We start from the raw sequence: 17,241 nt of genomic DNA on the forward strand, positions 1-17,241 counted from the left end.
ATACACTCAGTTAAGGGAAATGACAAAATCAATTTAGAGAAAGAATTCTAAATTATTTAAGAATAAACATTGAAATAAAGTCTTAACCGAGATACAATGAAATTGATTAAAGAAATGTTAAAAACATATATATTCGGATGAGGATAGCGAGAGAGTCCGTTAAGGAGCCGAAGGAGCAATATGTAGAGCTGGGATTTCTACATAGAAACTTTCAGGAAAAAGGATCGCTATAGGACGAAACTCTGGAAAGATCCGCAAGGACGCCGAAGGTGCAATGCAGCCAGGTGTTTCAAAAATAAATAACCTGGAAGCAGAATCTCTCAGGCTTACGACAGAGGGCATGCAATTATCAATCCTTATTGGTACTTGTGTGTCTTTTTGATGTGAGATAAGCAAAATGTTGGGTAGTTATAACAAGGAGGCTAGCAAAGGAAGGAGGAGCAATATGACAGAAGAAAAACGAACACCACTTTATCAGTGGCATGATGCCAATGGAGGTAAAATGGTGGAGTATGCAGGATGGCAGATGCCTGTTCAGTATGAAGGGCTGATGTCAGAACACCACGCCGTCAGACAAAAGGCAGGTATGTTTGATGTATCCCACATGGGAGAAGTAAGGGTGAAAGGAAAGGAAGCCCTGTCCTTTATTCAGCATTTGCTAACAAATGACTTCTCTTCGATGAAAGATGGTGAAATACTGTATACCTTTATGTGCTATCCCGAAGGTGGGGTAGTGGATGATTTGCTCGTATATCGATTTGCTCAGGATGAGTATCTGCTTGTTATTAATGCTGGGAATGTTCAAAAGGATCTGGATTGGATCAATGAGAAAGCTCAAAAATTCGAAGTGGATGTTATTGATGAATCAGATAGGACAGCAGAACTTGCTATCCAGGGGCCGCTGGCAGAGGAAATTACTCAAAGGGTTACGGACCAGAACCTATCTGAAATTAAATTTTTCAACTTTAAGGATCATGTAACAATTGCTGGTGTTAAGTGTCTTATCTCCAGAACTGGTTATACCGGCGAAGATGGTTTTGAAATATATACAAAATGGGATGAGTTAGAAACCGTATGGAAAGCTTTGATGAAGGCTGGTGAGGACGAAGGTATCCAACCTGCAGGGCTAGGTTGTAGAGATACATTGCGCTTTGAGGCAGGACTTCCGTTGTATGGGCATGAAATATCGAAAGATATTTCACCAGTTGAAGCAGGATATGGTTTTTTTGTTAAGTTAAAGAAAGATGATTTTATTGGATTAGAAGCTCTTAAAAAACAAAAGGAAGCAGGGATTCCCAGAAAGCTAGTAGGCTTTGAAATGCTTGGCAAAGGGATTCCGAGAAGTGAATATGATGTTTTATTAGAAGGTGAAAAGATAGGATTTGTGACAACGGGTTATGTATCACCAACATTAAATAAAAACGTTGGTTTGGCGTTAGTAGATCGAAAAACCATAGAAGGACAAGAACAAATAACGATTCAAATACGAAAAAAACAGGTGGAAGCAAAATTAATACCGACCCCTTTTTACAGAAAGAATACAAAATCTAAAGGTTAATTGGAATGGCGAAAGAACTAACTAGAGTTTCATGTAATGATTATAAATGAATATAAGGGAGGAATAACAATGAGAGAAATGGAAAAGTTATTATTTACCAGTGAGCATGAATGGGTGGATGTTCAGGGAGACGAAATGTATATGGGCATTACAGACTTTGCATCCAAAGCCTTAGGAGACATTGTATTTGTTGAATTACCAGAAGTTGATGAAACATATGTAAAAGGCGATGCTTTTGGTGTCATCGAATCAGTTAAAGCGGCTGCAGATATGTATATACCAGTAGATGGAACTGTTTTAGAGATCAATACAGAGTTAGAGGATGACCCTGGTCAGATTAATCAGGATCCGTTAGCTAATTGGTTTGTAAAAATTAAAATCAGCGATAAATCTCAATTAGATGAGCTGATGAAACCGGAGGACTATCAAAGATTCTGCGAAGAGGAGGCGTAATATGTTTCCCTATATTCCACATACAGAAGAAGACATTAAAAAAATGTTAGATACATTGGGAATGAAAGATCTTGAAGATTTATTCGCCGATGTGCCTAAGGATGTTCGATTACAGAGAGAATTAATGCTTGAAGAACCAAAGTCAGAAATAGAAATACAACATCATATGCAGGATTTAGCAAAAGATAACAAAAGTGCAGAAGATCTCGTATGCTTTTTGGGTGCGGGAGCTTATGATCACTATATTCCTTCTGTGATCAAACATATTACATCCCGTTCCGAGTTCTATACAGCCTATACCCCATATCAGGCAGAGGCTAGTCAGGGAACCCTTCAGGTCATTTTTGAATTTCAGACAATGATAGCGAATTTGACAGGAATGGATATTGCTAATGCATCAATGTATGATGGTGCAACAGCAACAGCAGAAGCGGCATACATGGCAGCGGCTCAAACCAGACGCAAACAAGTGGTTGTTTCAGAAACCGTTCATCCAGAGACCAGAAGAGTGCTGGAAACCTATGGTCGCTTTAACGGTATTGAAGTGGTGACAATACCTTCTAAAGAAGGTGTGACCGACCTAGAAAAACTTAAAGAAGCTGTGACAAAGCAGACAGCTGGTGTGATTATTCAAAATCCAAACTTCTTTGGAATCATCGAAGAAATGGAAGAAGCAGAAAAAATTGCCCATCAGGATAAAGGGCTGTTAATTATGAACGTGGATCCGATTTCTTTGGGACTTCTTAAATCACCGGGCGAAATAGGTGCAGACATTGTTATTGGTGAAGGGCAGTCTTTAGGAAATCCAATGAACTACGGAGGACCATACCTAGGATTTATGGCTGCGTCTCAGAAACTAATGAGAAAAATGCCAGGAAGAGTCGTAGGGCAAACCACCGATGTTGAAGGAAATGTGGGATACGTATTAACCTTACAAACCAGAGAACAACATATTCGTCGTGAAAAAGCAACTTCTAATATTTGCACCAATCAAGCATTGAACGCTTTGGCGGCACTTGCATACATGTCTTTAATGGGGAAACAAGGGATGCGGCAAGTGGCAGAACAGTCCTATCGAAAAGCACATTATGCCTTAGAGAAAATTGAGAAAGAAACCGGGCTAAAGAGAACTTTTGATAAACCTTTCTTTAAAGAGTTTATGGTGACTGCTCCCGGAGATGTTGACGAGATCAATAAAGAATTAATGAAACAGGGAATACTGGGAGGATTCTCTGTGGATAAATACTATCCGGAAATAACAAACGGAATGCTTCTCTGCGTAACAGAAAAGCGAAGTCTAGATGAAATTCACCAACTAGTAAAAGGTTTGGAGGGGATCAAATGAAGGAGTATACAAAGCTGCTGTGCGACATTTCGAAACCTGGTAGAACCGGATATCGACTACCTCCCGACGAGTTAAAGGATATGGATATAGAAGCTGGTATACCTGAAAGCATGAGATCGACAAAGGATCTTTCTTTGCCGGAAGTAAGTGAATTAGATGTGGTTCGTCATTTTGTTAATATTTCGCAAAAGAACTTTGCTATTGATAAAGGATTCTATCCATTAGGTTCTTGCACCATGAAATACAATCCTAAAATTAACGAAGACATGACATCTTTGCCAGGATTTAATACACTGCATCCTTATCAACCGGAAGAGACGGCACAAGGTGCACTGAAGATGATGTATGAACTCCAAAACATGTTGGCTGAAATCACTGGAATGGCAGGCATAACACTTCAACCGGCAGCTGGTGCTCATGGCGAAATGACTGGACTGATGGTGATAAAAGCATATCATGAAAAAAGAGGAGATGCACAAAGGAAAAAAATCATTGTTCCTGATTCAGCACATGGTACGAATCCGTCCAGTGCTCATGTGGTAGGCTATGATGTAGTAGAGGTAAAGTCTAACAGGGATGGAGACGTTGATATAGAGAGCCTTAAAGCTGTTTTGGGTGACGACATTGCAGGATTGATGTTAACCAACCCAAGCACTCTCGGCCTATATGAAAGAAATATTACGGAGATTGCACGACTTGTTCATGAAGCTGGCGGACTGTTATATTACGATGGAGCCAATGCAAATGCCATATTAGGGGTATCTCGACCAGGAGATATGGGCTTTGACGTGGTTCACTTAAACCTTCACAAAACCTTTTCAACACCACATGGTGGAGGTGGACCCGGAAGCGGACCTATTGGCGTGCGGGAAGATTTAATACCTTTCTTACCCAAGCCAGCAGTGGTAAAAGATGGAGATTCCTATGCTCTGGAATATGACCGCCCAGAAAGTATTGGAAAGATTCACTCTTTCTATGGCAACTTTGGGGTTAACGTCCGAGCGTATACCTACATCAAAACCATGGGTGCTGAAGGATTGAAAAAAGTAAGCCAGATGGCTGTTTTGAATGCGAATTATCTGATGCACCATTTGAAAAACCACTTCAAATTGCCCTTTGACCGGGTTTGCATGCATGAATTTGTATTGGCAGGTCTTGGTAAAAAGGAAATGGAAGTTAATACGACAGATGTTGCGAAAAGATTGCTGGATAATGGTTTTCATCCACCAACAGTTTATTTTCCACTGATTGTACCGGAAGCGTTGATGATTGAACCGACAGAGACAGAGTGCTTAGAAACACTGGATGCTTTTATAGAAGCAATGAAGGCTATTTCTCAGGAAGCAGACGACAATCCGGATATTCTAAAGGCAGCTCCACATGTTGCGCCGGTACGTAGACTAGATGAGGTAAAAGCAGCTAGAGAGCCGGTTCTTAAGTGTGAATTACCCATATAAGTTCTTAAAACAAGCATTATCTAAAAACAAGCCGAGTGCAGCTTTAGCCTAGCACTCGGCTTTCTTGGAGGAGGTTTGTCAGAATGAAAAAAGAGTTCATCATTATCGGTGCTGGTCCGGGTGGCTATGTTGCCGCTATCCGAGCGGCGCAGCTTGGTGCAAAAGTAACAGTGGTTGAAGGTCGGGATATAGGTGGCACCTGCTTAAACCGAGGTTGTATTTCAACGAAAGCAATGTATACAAATGCAAAAAAAATAAACGATCTAAAGAAAATGCATGAATTTGGAGTGGACTTAGAAGGATATCGTATTAACTTTGAAAAAATTCAAAGCAGAAAGAAAGCAGTCGTAGATCAACTGGTAGGTGGTATCGAAAAACTCCTGAAAGCATATCAGGTAGAAGTGATCCACGGCTGGGCAACTTTTGCTGGAGAAAAAACACTGGAGGTCAGCACAAAAGAAGGCGAAACATTGGTTTTAGAAGGCGAAAAAATCCTTATCGCCAGTGGTTCGAAGCCGTCTATTTTACCGGTTGAAGGGACAGACCTTCCGGGAGTTATTACAAGTGATGAACTGCTGGATATTGATCATATTCCTAAAAAACTTGCTGTTGCAGGTAGTGGTGTTATTGGAATAGAATTAGCAGCTATTTTTAACGCTTTTGGTTCAGAGGTGACGGTGGTTTCTTCAACGCTTCTAAAACGAATGGATGGAGAAATGATAAAAAGAGTACAACCTTACTTAAAAAAACAAGGCTTGGATTTGAAACAGGATTGTCGTGTGACAGGCATTACACATACGGGTGAGGGTCTCGAAATTGACATACGTAATAAAAAGAATGGCAAAGAAGATAAAATTGAGGCAGATACGTTATTAATGGCACCGGGAAGAGACCCGATGCTGAATCAGCTCAACTTAGAAAAAGCAGGTGTTCAGTACGATGAAGCCGGCATAAAGGTAAATGAACATCTGCAAACGAGCAATGAATGCGTTTTTGCTATTGGTGATGTGCTGGGCGGGATGATGTTGGCTCATGTGGCGTCTCATCAAGGAATAGCAGCTGTAGAACGTATGCTGGGCCATGAGTCGGGAATAAGGCTTGACGTTGTTCCTGACTGTGTATTTATGGATCCGCAATTGGCTGGTGTCGGAATGACAGAAGAACAGGTAAAAGAAAAGGAAATTGACTACCTCACAGGGAAATTTATGTTTGGGGCGAATGGCAAAGCTCTGGGAATGGGTGAACCGGAAGGATTTGTAAAAGTGATTGCTCGGAAAGATAACCATCAGCTATTAGGCATGCATGTTATGGGTGCTCATGCATCGGATCTAATCCATGAAGGAGCCCTTGCGCTGAGTCATGATATGACTCTTGAAGATATTACTCAAACAATTCATGCTCATCCGACGTTAGCGGAAACGGTGATGGAAGCGGCGTTAGCAGCGACAAATGAAGCGATTCACATGGCACCGCCACGGAAAAAATAAACAAAAATGAAAATTATTATCATTTGATGTTTAAGATCCTTCTGACTGGATAAATATATAATGACGAAAAAATTATCAGGAGGTTATCTTATGACAGAAAGAATTGTAGGGAAACCTGCACCGCATTTTGAAATGAATTTTGTGGACGGTGAAGGTGAAAAATTTGGGAAAATTTCATTGGATGATTACAAAGGAAAATGGCTTGTTATGTTTTTCTATCCCCTAGACTTTACCTTTGTGTGCCCAACGGAAATTACAGGCATGAACAAGAGAATTAAAGACTTCCAAGATGCTAATGCTGAAGTTTTAGGTGTTAGTACGGATAGTGAACATTCTCATAAAGCTTGGATTCATCAGGCTCATGATAAAGGTGGTCTGGGAAAATTGGATTTCCCCCTTGCTTCAGACATGACGCAGGAAGTTGCTCGCAACTATGGAGTACTAGTGGAAGAAGATGGAATTGCTTTAAGAGGATTATTCATCATTGATCCTGAAGGCATTGTAAGATACGCTGTCGTGCATGATTTGAATGTGGGACGTAGCGTTGATGAAACTCTAAGAGTTCTTCATGCTCTAAAAAGTGGAGGGTTATGCCCCATAGATTGGAGCCCTGGAGAAGAAACATTATAGACTGTTTGTTCCAGTCACTCCCTTTCTGAAAGAGCCAGTGTCTTTAGACACTGGCTCTCAGGTTGTAGACAAAGTAATTTGAACTCGGTTATAACACTACGATCTTGTGTGTTTTGGTCGAAAGGTCGAAAACAGAAATCCAAACTCACTCGTGCCCTGCGGGTACTCCGTTCAAACAAGGATTTCTACCGGTTTTCTCTCTTTTTCGAAAAACACATACAAGCTCTTCGTTAGATGTCCTCGCCTCAAATTATCATGTCTACATAATTTGTCTTCAGTCTCAGAGCCAGTGTCTTTAGACACTGGCTCTTTTTAATGTAGGAAATCTTTGTTCCGGTAATATTTCATGTTACAATAGATAGGGTGTCATTAACGAGAAAAGGCGGTGTTTTTTTGACAGTAGAAATCATAGTGATGGCAGCAATTTTAATGATTCAGTTTTTTTATTTGATAAAGTTAGAGCGAATAGAAAAGAACTATCGGGAGGAATCAGAAAAAAACCGGGAATTATATCGTCAAAGCGAGAGAGAAAGTAGAGCAGAGCTTTTACAAGCTTTACGACAGTTTGAAAATGCCACCGGTGAGCGGTTAGACAAAACAACACAAGTGATGACCGGGCGGCATGATCATATTATAAAAATAACAGAACATAAGCTAGATCACTTGCGTGAAGTGGTTGAAGGAAAAATTAGCGATTTGCAAAAAGATAATAACGAAAAATTGGAAAAAATAAGAGAAACTGTTGATGAAAAATTACATAAAACATTGGAGCATCGTCTGGGGGAGTCCTTTAAACAAGTGAGCAGTCGTTTAGAACAAGTTCATCAAGGATTGGGCGAAATGCAAAACTTAGCCAATGGAGTTGGGGACTTAAAAAAAGTCCTCAGTAACGTCAAAACAAGAGGCGTATTAGGAGAATATCAGTTAGAGAGTCTTTTGGAGCAATTACTAACCCCGGAGCAATACGAGAAAAATGTGGCGGTTCAAGAAGATAGTGCTGACCGGGTAGAATTTGCTGTGAAATTGCCAGGAAACGACTCTAAGGCGAAACCTGTTTGGATGCCGATTGATGCGAAGTTTCCAACAGAAACCTATCAACATCTTCTGGATGCCTATGAAAACGGGGAAAGCGAAATGATTGACAGTCGCCGAAAAAATCTTATCAATCGAATAAAAACAGATGCGCGGATGATAAATCAAAAATACCTTGCCCCGCCCTATACAACAGACTTTGCTATTATGTTCCTGCCTTTTGAAGGATTATATGCAGAAGTTTTACGCTTAGGAATTTTTGAAGAGATTCAAAGAGAGTTCAAAGTAACCATTGCTGGACCAACTACTTTGTCTGCCTTATTGAATAGTTTGCAAATGGGATTTCGAACGCTGGCCATCCAAAAAAGATCCAGTGAAGTATGGGAATTATTAGGAGCGGTTAAGTCGGAATTTGGAAAATTTGGAGGTATTCTGGACAAAACAAGAAAAAAATTGCAGGAGGCAAGTAATGTCATTGATAAAGCAGGAGTAAGAACCAGGGCCATTGAACGTAGGCTGAGAGAAGTGGAAGAAATGCCAAGTGAAACTACCTTGCAATGGTTTGAGGATGAAAAGATTAGCGATGAGCTACAGGATGAAGAGGTGTAAAGCGTGATAAAACCAATACCAGATGAAGCCTGGGTAAGAAAACTCTTGGACTGGTTTGATGCTGGAAACAGAATCATGCCTTGGAGAAACACAAAGGATCCCTATAAAAGATGGATTTCGGAAATAATGCTTCAGCAAACAAAGGTTGAAACGGTAATTCCATATTATGAAAAATTCATGACATGTTTTCCTAATATACAAGCATTGGCAGCGGCTAATGAGGATGATGTTTTGAAGCAATGGGAAGGGTTAGGCTATTATAGTCGTGCAAGAAATTTATTAAAAGCCGCTCGTATTATGCAGGAAGAGCATGACGGAACTTTTCCTGAATCGGAAAAAGAGGCACTCAAACTTCCTGGGATCGGACCATATACGGCGGCGGCTGTACTGAGTATGGCTTACGACATGCCGTTATCCTCTGTTGATGGTAATGTTATGCGAGTTTTTAGTCGAATATACGCTTTGAAAGAAAATGTTTTAGAACCAAGAGCGGTTAAACTGGTAAGAACTAAGCTAGAGAGCATGATTCCAAAGGATAGACCAGGCGATTTCAATGAAAGCATGATGGAGTTAGGTGCTGTCGTATGTCTACCGAATAACCCCCGGTGCATAGACTGTCCTATACAGAATTCCTGCCAGGCTAAGAAATCAGGACTAGCGCAAGAGTTACCTATAAGGATAAAGAAAAACAATAAAAAAATACTGGAGAAACACGTCTTTGTTGTCTGGAATAAAAAGAAGGATGCATTATTGCTGAAAAGAAATCCTTCCAAAGGCTTACTGGGAGGAATGTGGGTATTCCCCACACAGGAAAGTTTAGAAAGCAAACAGGGGCTGGTGCAGGAAAATAATAAAGGTTATAATAATGAAAATAAAGAGTCTGAGGAAGAGACTCGCTTGTTGACCACCATGGTTATGACGAGAAAGATAGGAAAGGCTAAACATATTTTTTCCCATCAGCAATGGAACATGACAATTTATGAAGCTGAAATAGATTCTAGTGATATAATGGGTTACCAGTGGATTCAGTTGTCTGAAATAGAAAAATTAGCGTTTCCAGAAGTGTATCAGAAAGTACTTAGAAGCATTTCTTTAGATTCAGCAGACTCATAGAAGGGATGAATGCGATGCATCATATGAAAGACGTGGAAGAAAAACGGAGTTTAAGTATGAAAAGAATGGTAATAAAAGTAGGGACAAGCACATTAACCCATGCCAACGGGCGCATCAACTACTATCGTATGGATCATATCGCCCGTCAAATAGCGGATATTAAGAATATGGGTTACGAAGTAACGCTGGTATCATCAGGTGCTATCGGAAGCGGTATGGGAAAGATGGGACTTAGAAAAAAACCCTCGGGAATACCTCAACGCCAAGCTTTGGCCGCTGTTGGACAAGGCGTTATGATGCATATGTATGAAAAGTTTTTTGGTGAATACAGCCAGATTGTTGCACAGGTTTTGTTAACACGGGATGATATTAATAGTCGGGAACGATATTTGAATGCAAGACATACATTAACAGCCTTGCATCGTTACGACGTTATTCCGATTGTTAATGAGAATGATACTATTTCTTTTGATGAAATCCGATTTGGTGATAATGATAACCTGGCAGCACTTACGGCTGTTTTAGTGGATGCAGATCTTTTAGTTCTTTTATCCGATATTGATGGTCTGTATCAAGAAAACCCACAGGACAATCCAGAGGCGCCTTTTATTGAAACAGTAACCAGTATTACAGAAAAAATCGAAAGTATGGCTGGAAAACCTGGTTCAAATCTGGGTAGTGGTGGTATGATTACTAAAATAGAAGCCGCTAAAATTGCGACAAATAATGGAATTCCTATGATTTTAGCGAATGGGTCGCAACAAGAAGTGTTATTGGATATTGTGGAAGGTAAAAAAGTAGGAACCTTATTCCTTCCCAAAGAGCATCGTATGGGCGTGAAAAAAGGCTGGATAGGTTTTGCTTCTAAAACAGAAGGGGAGATAACCGTTGATGAAGGTGCTGAAAATGCTTTGAGAAATCGAGGAAAAAGTTTGTTGCCTAGCGGGATCACATCGGTGAAAGGAACTTTTGAAAAGGGAAGCGTTATTAGCATTTTGGGAAAAAAAGGAGAAATTGCCAGAGGCATCAGCAACTATGGGTTTAATGAAATTGACAAAATAAAAGGATGCCAAAGTAAGGATATTGAGAAAATTTTAGGGTATTGCTATTATATGGAAGTTATTCATCGGGATCACTTAACCTTGCTATAAACAGAATAAATAGAAAAGGAGTCGAAGTTATGAATGAAGAATTGATAATAAAAGGAAAATTAGCCAAAGAAGCAGCCAATTCACTTTCACTTTTATCGGCAGAAGAAAAAAATCATGCATTGCTACAAATGGCAGAAGCTCTGGAACAAGGAGTGCATCGAATCCTTGAAGCTAATAAAGAAGATATGCGTAATGGAAGAGAAAACGCTCTTTCGGATGCTTTGATGGATCGGTTGATGTTGACAGAAGAACGTATTTACGCGATGGCAGATGGATTAAAAGCGCTGAGAGGAATTGAAGATCCTATTGGAAAAGTAGAGGAAATGTGGATAGGAGCTCAAGGCATAGAGATTGGAAAAATGCGGGTACCAATGGGCGTTATTGGAATGATCTATGAAGCCAGACCGAATGTGACGGTAGATGCAGCTGGGCTATGCTTAAAAACTGGTAATGCGGTCATTCTTCGTGGTGGATCGGATGCGCTGCATTCCAATCGCATTTTAACAGAACTGATTGCAACAGCGGCTGAGAAAGCTGGCTGTCCAAAAGGTAGTATTCAAAGTATCGAACAAACAGGAAGAGAAGTTGTAACGGAATTTATTCAAATGACCGACTACCTAGATGTTATCATTCCACGTGGTGGAGCTGGACTTATTCAAACAGTAGTAAAAAATGCTACGGTTCCCGTTATTGAAACGGGAATAGGTAACTGTCATATTTTTGTTGATGAAAACGCTGATTTGGAAAAAGCAAAACAGATCGTTATCAATGCAAAAACTCAAAGGCCAGGAGTGTGTAATGCCTTAGAAACCTTGTTGGTCCATAAAGAAAAAGCAAAAGCACTGTTGCCGGAGTTGCTTCCTCTTCTTAATGAAAAAGGGGTAGAGATCAGAGGGGATCATTTTACCAAAGAAGCTTTTGAAGACGCTATTGAAATAAATGATTCTGATTATGCCGAGGAATTTTTGGATCTTATTCTAGCGGTTAAGGTAGTTGATAGCATTGACGAAGCCATTACACATATTCAACGTTATGGTACAGGTCATTCGGAAGCAATCATTACGGAACACTATAGTAATTCCAGAAAGTTTTTACGTTGTGTTGATGCGGCGGCTGTTTATGTTAACGCCTCTACTCGGTTTACAGATGGAGAACAATTTGGATATGGGGCGGAGATAGGTATCAGTACTCAAAAATTGCATGCACGGGGCCCTATGGGATTAAAGGAACTGACCAGTACGAAATATGTGATCTATGGAGATGGGCAAATAAGAAAATAAAGGCTAATGAAAAGAAGCACCGCTGCACTTAATTCATAAGGCAAGGTGCTTCTTTTTTAGATTGTTTCGAGGAGCGAAGTAGCTTTTTTAATTTGTCTCTTCACTTCCGATCGTGCTGTTCCGCCAAAACTACTTCGCCGATCGACAGCGGCTTCGATGCTTAGAACCGAAAGAAGATCCTCTCCAATAGAATCACTAAACTTTCCCCATTCATCTAAGGAAAGATCAGCAAACTCTTTGTTGTTTTCAAGGCAGTATTGGACAGCTTGCCCAACAATATGATGAGTATGACGAAAGGGAACTCCTTTTGAGACGAGATATTCGGCAATATCCGTTGCTAATAGAAAGCCCTTTTGTAGATGCTGTTTAATAGATGCTGATTTCATGGTGACACCATTCAGCAAATCTGGCAAGAGGCCAAGAATTTCTTCTAGAGTGTCTAAAGTATGAAAAACAGGACGCTTATCTTCTTGCATATCACGATTATAAGTAAGCGGAAGTCCTTTTAGATTAATCATTAAATCATTTAAGGAAGCAAGCACCCCGCTCGTTTTTCCACGCATTAGTTCCAGCGCATCTGGATTTTTTTTGTTTGGCATCATACTTGAACCGGTGCAATAGGCATCTGGTAATTCAATAAAATCGAATTCCTGGGTGTTCCATAGAATCAAGTCTTCGCAGAGTCGGCTAATATGAAGCATAAAAGTAGAAGACGCAAATAGAAATTCGAGTAAGTAATCTCTGTCGGATACAGTATCCAGACTATTTTCTGTAACATTAGTGAAATCGAGAAGTTTTGCCGAATAGTGCCGGTCTATGGGAAGGGTTGTACCGGCTAAGGCGCCAGCACCTAAGGGGCACTGATCTGCCTGGTCAAAGGCAGCGGCCATGCGGTTAAAGTCCCGATGGAATTTCCAGAAATAAGCCATCCAAAAATGCCCAAGGGAAACTGGCTGCGCATGTTGCAAATGAGTAAAACCTGGCAAAAAAACATCAATATCCTTTTCCGCCCGATTTATAAGCGCATTTAGCAAGGCGTCTTGCTGTTGCATAATCTCTCGGATTCTTTTTTTCATAAAAAGACGATAATCTGTTGCTACCTGATCATTGCGGGACCTGGCGGTATGTATTTTTGCTCCCATAGGTCCTAACTTTTCTATTAAACGAGCTTCTATATTCATATGGACATCTTCAAGCGCTATATCTGGCTTGAAATCTCCCTGTTCAATCTCTGTTTCAATTTCTAAAAGAGCCTGATCAATCTTTTGCTGTTCTTCAGCGGTTAACAATCCCACTTTTAACAACATTTTTCCATGGGCTCGACTACCAGCGATATCTTCTCGAAAAAAAGACCAGTCTGTATCTAAAGACTGACTGAACTTTTGCATTTTATCAGCCGTGGAGCCGGCAAAACGTCCACTCCATAGTGCTTTTTTATCCTCCATACCAGATCCTCCTTGTGTTTCTTACCATCATAATTCATAAAGGAGGTTATCGTCAAGAAAAACCACAATATAACCAGTAATGGATGCTACCGATTAGATGTTATAAACGAAAGCTGTGGAATAAGTTTCCAGGCTAATAAAACGGCAAGAAACAGTTTTAAGATTCCGCCGGGCAAGAAGGGGAGAAACCCTAGGGCGATAGCCTGGGAAAAGCTGATACCAGCAGAATAGGCAAGCCAAGGGACGCCGATTAAGTTCAGCAAAATCAAGCTGCTAAAGCCAGAGACTAAAAAATATCGGAGCATATTAGGAGAAGACCCCTTAAAAAAGCTAATAAAGTAAGCCATTGGAAGAAAGCCTATCAAAAAACCACCGGTTGGTCCCAAAATAACACCAATACCAGAAGACCCTCCGGCAAACACAGGCAGGCCGATGATACCTAGAAGAAGGTAGATGGAAAGCGTGAGTGTTGATTGTCCCGGAGTTAGCAGTAAGGCACAAAGCATAATAGCTAAAGTTTGACCAGTAACTGGAACTGGCGAAAAAGGAAGGGGGATAATAATATAACTTGAAACAGCAATGAGTGCAGCGAGTAAAGAAATACGAGTACAGTCATGAATGCTTATTTTAGGCTTCATGGAAAAACCTCCTAATAACAGTATAAATAGAGTATAAAGGAGAGAAGAAATACTGTCAACTATAAAAAAGGGAATGGTTAACAAAAATTATTTTTAATTGATAAGAAGAATCATTTTCGTGTTTAAGAAGAAAAAGAAGAGGTATAAATATATTAAATTCAATATAATTGATGTCGATATTAATCAAATGTAAAGTTGTTAAACAAGCAATAAGAATAGGTGGTGGCTGAATGGCTATTGTCGAAAATGATAACCATGTAAGCGAAGATTCTTTGAAGTTATTTGTTGTACTATCAAAAGCTTATGCTTCTGTTTCAGAAGCTGTTTTGAAAGATATTCGAAGATATGGATTGAATCCAACAGAATTTGCGGTATTAGAACTTTTATATCATAAAGGGATACAACCAATTCAGAAAATAAGAGAAAAGGTGCTGCTCAAAAGCAATAGCATTACTTATACGATCGATAAACTTGAGGAAAAAAAATATATTGAACGAAAAGGCTGTTCAAAGGATAGAAGAGTTACGTATGTGACTTTAACCGAAAGGGGTAAGGAAAAGATGCAATCCATTTTTCCTTCTCATGAAGAAGCCATCAAAAAAATATTAAAATCACTCAGTGGTGATGAAAAAAAAGAAGCTATAAGGTTATTGAAAAAAATTGGTTTGGGCATGTAATACATAGCTCCTAGTGTCAAAGGTTCCAATTTGAATCTTTGGAAGGAGTAGATTTATTCCTTATGGATAAATAATAACTAGAACATGACATGAAGAAAAGGAGAGATATCATGGAAAAAGTAAAATTAGCAATTGTATATTACAGTTTTACCGGAACCAATCAAAAAATGGCAAAATGGGCAGCTGAGGCAGCTCAAAAGGCAGGTGCTGAAGTCAAAATCTTGAAAGTAAAAGAAGTCGTCCCTCAGGCAGTTATTGATGCCGATCCTATGAGGAAAGCAAATGATGAGTCATCGAAAGATATTCCGGAGGTAAGCAATCAAGATCTTGAATGGGCAGATGCTTTTCTTTTTAGTTTTCCAACCAGATTTGGAATGATGCCTTCTCAAATAAAATCATTTTTAGATCAAACAGGACCTTTGTGGGCAGAAGGGAAGCTGGCCAATAAGGTAGTTAGCGCTATGACCTCAGCTCAAAATCAACATGGTGGTCAAGAAGCAACTATTTTATCATTCTATACAATGATGTATCACTGGGGAGCTATTGTAGCCTCACCAGGATACACAGATCCGGTCATTTTTGGTGCTGGTGGAAATCCTTATGGCACCTCTGTGACAGTAGATGGGGAAGGAAATATGAGTGGTGAGCAAGAAAGCATAAAAGCGGCCATTCAGCATCAGGCTAACCGAACTATTCAAGTTGCTGGATGGGTGAAAGAAGGGCTAAAAGCATAGCGGCATTTTGTTCTCTATATCTTGTTCGCTATAACAAGAAAAACCCGCTACGTCGGGTTTTTCTTAAGGTTACGTGTAAGATTTTATGAGAATGCAGGCATTGTGACCACCAAAACCAAGAGAGTTTGAAAGTGTATATTGGAAAGTGGCTGATTGTGCCTTATTTGGTGTATAATTTAGATCGCATGCCTCATCAGGACTTTCGTAATTAATAGTAGGTGGTATTTTTTGTTCTTGTAAGGCTAGAACGCAAGCAATAGCTTCTATACCGCCAGCAGCTCCCAAGAGATGACCGGTCATTGATTTTGTAGAACTAATGTTTAAGTTAGGGGCATGATCACCAAAAACATTTTTGATGGCCATGGTTTCCAGTCGGTCGTTATAATCGGTACTAGTGCCATGCGCATTGATATAACCGATGGCTTCTGGTGTAACGCCGGCATCTTCAATCGCTTTTTGCATTGCGGTGGAAGCGCCTTTACCTTCCGGGTCTGGTGCTGTAATATGATAAGCATCTGTATGGGTTCCATAACCAACCATTTCTGCAAGAATGGTGGCACCTCTTTTTTTAGCATGTTCGTAAGATTCCAACATGATAAGACCAGCGCCTTCGCCCATAACGAAACCATCTCTTTGGGAATCAAAGGGTCTGCTGGCCGTACCGGGGCTATCGTTACGAGTAGATAAAGCTTTCATGGAAGCAAATCCTGCGATGCTAATAGGCGTAATGGAAGCCTCCGTTCCTCCCGTAAGAATAGCTTTGGCAGCACCACGTTGTATCATTTTGAAAGCTTCGCCAATGGCATTTGTTGCAGAAGCACAAGCGGTAACGATGGTCATATTTGGTCCTTTGGCATTCATTAAAATAGCCACTTGACCTGCCGCTAAATTAGAAATCATCATGGGGATTAAAAAGGGACTCACGCGTCGTGGTCCGCGGTTTAGCAGGTTGGTGTGCTGATCTTCAAGGGTGGTAAGTCCTCCGATACCACAACCAAGAATCACACCAAATTCGTCTGGATCCAGCTCGCCTTCCTTGAAGCCTGCGTTCTCAAAAGTTTCATAAGCCGCAGCGGCTGCAAACTGGGTGAAGCGGTCCATTTTCTTAGCTTCACGTTTATCCAAATAATCGGCAGGATTAAAATCTTTCACCTCTGCAGCAAACTGTACGCTGTATTCGGATGCATCAAAATGAGTAATAGGGCCTGCGCCACTAGCTCCACTCATTAATGAGTCCTTAAAAGTGTCGACACCGATTCCAATGGGGGTAACAGCACCCATACCGGTAATCACTACTCTTTGGTTCATACTAAAGCCCTCCTTCTAGTAAAGAAACAGGGAAAATTAACCCTGTTTCGATTCAACGTATTTAACGATATCACCAATATTTTTGAATCCTTCGGCATCTTCGTCTGATATCTCGATAGAAAATGCGTCCTCAATAGCCATGACAATCTCTACGGCATCTAAAGAGTCAGCCTCCAGATCATCCATAATAGATGTTTCTGCTTTGATACCCTCTACCCCATCTAATTCTAATTGTTCAGCAATAATTTCAGCGATTTTTTCAAATACCATTTGATACTCCTCCTTTAATTTTGTGTATATATTTTTCATTTCTTAAACAACGAA

The 17,241-nt window shown here is 40.2% G+C and carries 16 protein-coding genes and 2 riboswitches; of the genes, 12 read left to right on the plus strand and 4 right to left on the minus strand.

Annotation, left to right across the window (positions count from 1 at the left end; genetic code table 11):
* The first annotated feature begins 137 nt into the window (after window positions 1-137).
* Window positions 138-237, plus strand: a riboswitch (glycine riboswitch).
* Between the two features lie 3 nt (window positions 238-240).
* Window positions 241-337: riboswitch (glycine riboswitch) on the plus strand.
* Between the two features lie 108 nt (window positions 338-445).
* The 10 genes from gcvT to BLV55_RS07125 all read left to right on the plus strand — a co-directional run bounded on the left by gcvT (window position 446) and on the right by BLV55_RS07125 (window position 12,115).
* Window positions 446-1,558, plus strand: coding sequence for a glycine cleavage system aminomethyltransferase GcvT (gene gcvT, locus BLV55_RS07080; RefSeq protein WP_093312794.1), 1,113 nt, complete (start codon window positions 446-448; stop codon window positions 1,556-1,558).
* Between the two features lie 69 nt (window positions 1,559-1,627).
* A complete protein-coding gene (gcvH, locus tag BLV55_RS07085; RefSeq protein ID WP_093312796.1) occupies window positions 1,628-2,011 on the plus strand; it encodes a glycine cleavage system protein GcvH in 384 nt (127 codons plus the stop codon).
* Window position 2,012: 1 nt separating this feature from the next.
* Window positions 2,013-3,356 (plus strand): aminomethyl-transferring glycine dehydrogenase subunit GcvPA, encoded by a 1,344-nt coding sequence (gcvPA, locus tag BLV55_RS07090; protein WP_093312798.1) that lies wholly within the window; start codon window positions 2,013-2,015, stop codon window positions 3,354-3,356.
* A complete protein-coding gene (gene gcvPB / locus BLV55_RS07095) occupies window positions 3,353-4,813 on the plus strand; it encodes an aminomethyl-transferring glycine dehydrogenase subunit GcvPB (RefSeq protein WP_093312800.1) in 1,461 nt (486 codons plus the stop codon). Before gcvPA ends, gcvPB begins: the two co-directional genes overlap by 4 nt.
* Window positions 4,814-4,896: 83 nt before the next feature.
* A complete protein-coding gene (gene lpdA / locus BLV55_RS07100) occupies window positions 4,897-6,300 on the plus strand; it encodes a dihydrolipoyl dehydrogenase (RefSeq protein WP_093312802.1) in 1,404 nt (467 codons plus the stop codon).
* Between the two features lie 90 nt (window positions 6,301-6,390).
* Window positions 6,391-6,930 (plus strand): peroxiredoxin, encoded by a 540-nt coding sequence (locus tag BLV55_RS07105; protein WP_093312805.1) that lies wholly within the window; start codon window positions 6,391-6,393, stop codon window positions 6,928-6,930.
* Between the two features lie 393 nt (window positions 6,931-7,323).
* Window positions 7,324-8,571, plus strand: coding sequence for a DNA recombination protein RmuC (locus BLV55_RS07110; protein ID WP_242870064.1), 1,248 nt, complete (start codon window positions 7,324-7,326; stop codon window positions 8,569-8,571).
* A 3-nt stretch (window positions 8,572-8,574) separates the two neighbouring features.
* Entirely contained in the window at window positions 8,575-9,684 is a 1,110-nt protein-coding gene (mutY, locus tag BLV55_RS07115; RefSeq protein WP_093312807.1) for an A/G-specific adenine glycosylase, read from the plus strand.
* Between the two features lie 14 nt (window positions 9,685-9,698).
* Window positions 9,699-10,835 carry a glutamate 5-kinase gene (gene proB / locus BLV55_RS07120; RefSeq protein WP_330386585.1) on the plus strand — a complete coding sequence of 379 codons (1,137 nt, stop codon included), beginning with the start codon at window positions 9,699-9,701 and terminating at the stop codon, window positions 10,833-10,835.
* Window positions 10,836-10,864: 29 nt separating this feature from the next.
* The gene (locus BLV55_RS07125) at window positions 10,865-12,115 is read left to right on the plus strand and encodes a glutamate-5-semialdehyde dehydrogenase (RefSeq protein ID WP_093312809.1); all 1,251 of its coding nucleotides are present in this window, start codon (window positions 10,865-10,867) and stop codon (window positions 12,113-12,115) included.
* Window positions 12,116-12,171: 56 nt separating this feature from the next.
* Here the strand turns inward: BLV55_RS07125 and argH are convergent, their stop codons facing one another.
* Window positions 12,172-13,560, minus strand: a complete 1,389-nt coding sequence (argH, locus tag BLV55_RS07130; protein WP_093312811.1) for an argininosuccinate lyase — start codon at window positions 13,558-13,560, stop codon at window positions 12,172-12,174.
* An 86-nt stretch (window positions 13,561-13,646) separates the two neighbouring features.
* Window positions 13,647-14,198: a biotin transporter BioY gene (locus tag BLV55_RS07135; RefSeq protein ID WP_093312812.1), complete on the minus strand. Its 552-nt coding sequence runs from the start codon at window positions 14,196-14,198 to the stop codon at window positions 13,647-13,649.
* Between the two features lie 230 nt (window positions 14,199-14,428).
* Between BLV55_RS07135 and BLV55_RS07140 the strand changes: the two genes are divergently transcribed.
* Window positions 14,429-14,875: a MarR family winged helix-turn-helix transcriptional regulator gene (locus BLV55_RS07140; protein ID WP_093312813.1), complete on the plus strand. Its 447-nt coding sequence runs from the start codon at window positions 14,429-14,431 to the stop codon at window positions 14,873-14,875.
* Window positions 14,876-14,985: 110 nt separating this feature from the next.
* Window positions 14,986-15,609, plus strand: coding sequence for an NAD(P)H:quinone oxidoreductase (gene wrbA, locus BLV55_RS07145; RefSeq protein ID WP_093312815.1), 624 nt, complete (start codon window positions 14,986-14,988; stop codon window positions 15,607-15,609).
* A 69-nt stretch (window positions 15,610-15,678) separates the two neighbouring features.
* On the opposite strand, the gene fabF is transcribed toward wrbA, so the two are convergent.
* Both fabF and acpP read right to left on the minus strand, forming a co-directional pair.
* The gene (gene fabF, locus BLV55_RS07150; protein ID WP_093312817.1) at window positions 15,679-16,917 is read right to left on the minus strand and encodes a beta-ketoacyl-ACP synthase II; all 1,239 of its coding nucleotides are present in this window, start codon (window positions 16,915-16,917) and stop codon (window positions 15,679-15,681) included.
* 36 nt (window positions 16,918-16,953) lie between these two features.
* On the minus strand, window positions 16,954-17,187 hold the full coding sequence (gene acpP / locus BLV55_RS07155; RefSeq protein WP_093312818.1) for an acyl carrier protein: 234 nt from the start codon (window positions 17,185-17,187) through the stop codon (window positions 16,954-16,956).
* Between the last annotated feature and the right edge of the window lie 54 nt (window positions 17,188-17,241).

Source organism: Tindallia californiensis, assembly GCF_900107405.1.
Lineage (GTDB): Bacteria > Bacillota > Clostridia > Peptostreptococcales > Tindalliaceae > Tindallia > Tindallia californiensis.

Excerpts from the sequence above, each read along its gene's own strand:
- argH (WP_093312811.1), bottom strand. The coding sequence starts at position 13,560 with ATGGAGGATAAAAAAGCACTATGGAGTGGACGTTTTGCCGGCTCCACG.
- gcvPA (WP_093312798.1), top strand. The coding sequence starts at position 2,013 with ATGTTTCCCTATATTCCACATACAGAAGAAGACATTAAAAAAATGTTA.
- gcvT (WP_093312794.1), top strand. The coding sequence starts at position 446 with ATGACAGAAGAAAAACGAACACCACTTTATCAGTGGCATGATGCCAAT.
- proB (WP_330386585.1), top strand. The coding sequence starts at position 9,699 with ATGCATCATATGAAAGACGTGGAAGAAAAACGGAGTTTAAGTATGAAA.
- acpP (WP_093312818.1), bottom strand. The coding sequence starts at position 17,187 with ATGGTATTTGAAAAAATCGCTGAAATTATTGCTGAACAATTAGAATTA.
- gcvPB (WP_093312800.1), top strand. The coding sequence starts at position 3,353 with ATGAAGGAGTATACAAAGCTGCTGTGCGACATTTCGAAACCTGGTAGA.
- gcvH (WP_093312796.1), top strand. The coding sequence starts at position 1,628 with ATGAGAGAAATGGAAAAGTTATTATTTACCAGTGAGCATGAATGGGTG.
- lpdA (WP_093312802.1), top strand. The coding sequence starts at position 4,897 with ATGAAAAAAGAGTTCATCATTATCGGTGCTGGTCCGGGTGGCTATGTT.
- fabF (WP_093312817.1), bottom strand. The coding sequence starts at position 16,917 with ATGAACCAAAGAGTAGTGATTACCGGTATGGGTGCTGTTACCCCCATT.
- BLV55_RS07125 (WP_093312809.1), top strand. The coding sequence starts at position 10,865 with ATGAATGAAGAATTGATAATAAAAGGAAAATTAGCCAAAGAAGCAGCC.
- wrbA (WP_093312815.1), top strand. The coding sequence starts at position 14,986 with ATGGAAAAAGTAAAATTAGCAATTGTATATTACAGTTTTACCGGAACC.
- BLV55_RS07135 (WP_093312812.1), bottom strand. The coding sequence starts at position 14,198 with ATGAAGCCTAAAATAAGCATTCATGACTGTACTCGTATTTCTTTACTC.
- BLV55_RS07105 (WP_093312805.1), top strand. The coding sequence starts at position 6,391 with ATGACAGAAAGAATTGTAGGGAAACCTGCACCGCATTTTGAAATGAAT.
- BLV55_RS07140 (WP_093312813.1), top strand. The coding sequence starts at position 14,429 with ATGGCTATTGTCGAAAATGATAACCATGTAAGCGAAGATTCTTTGAAG.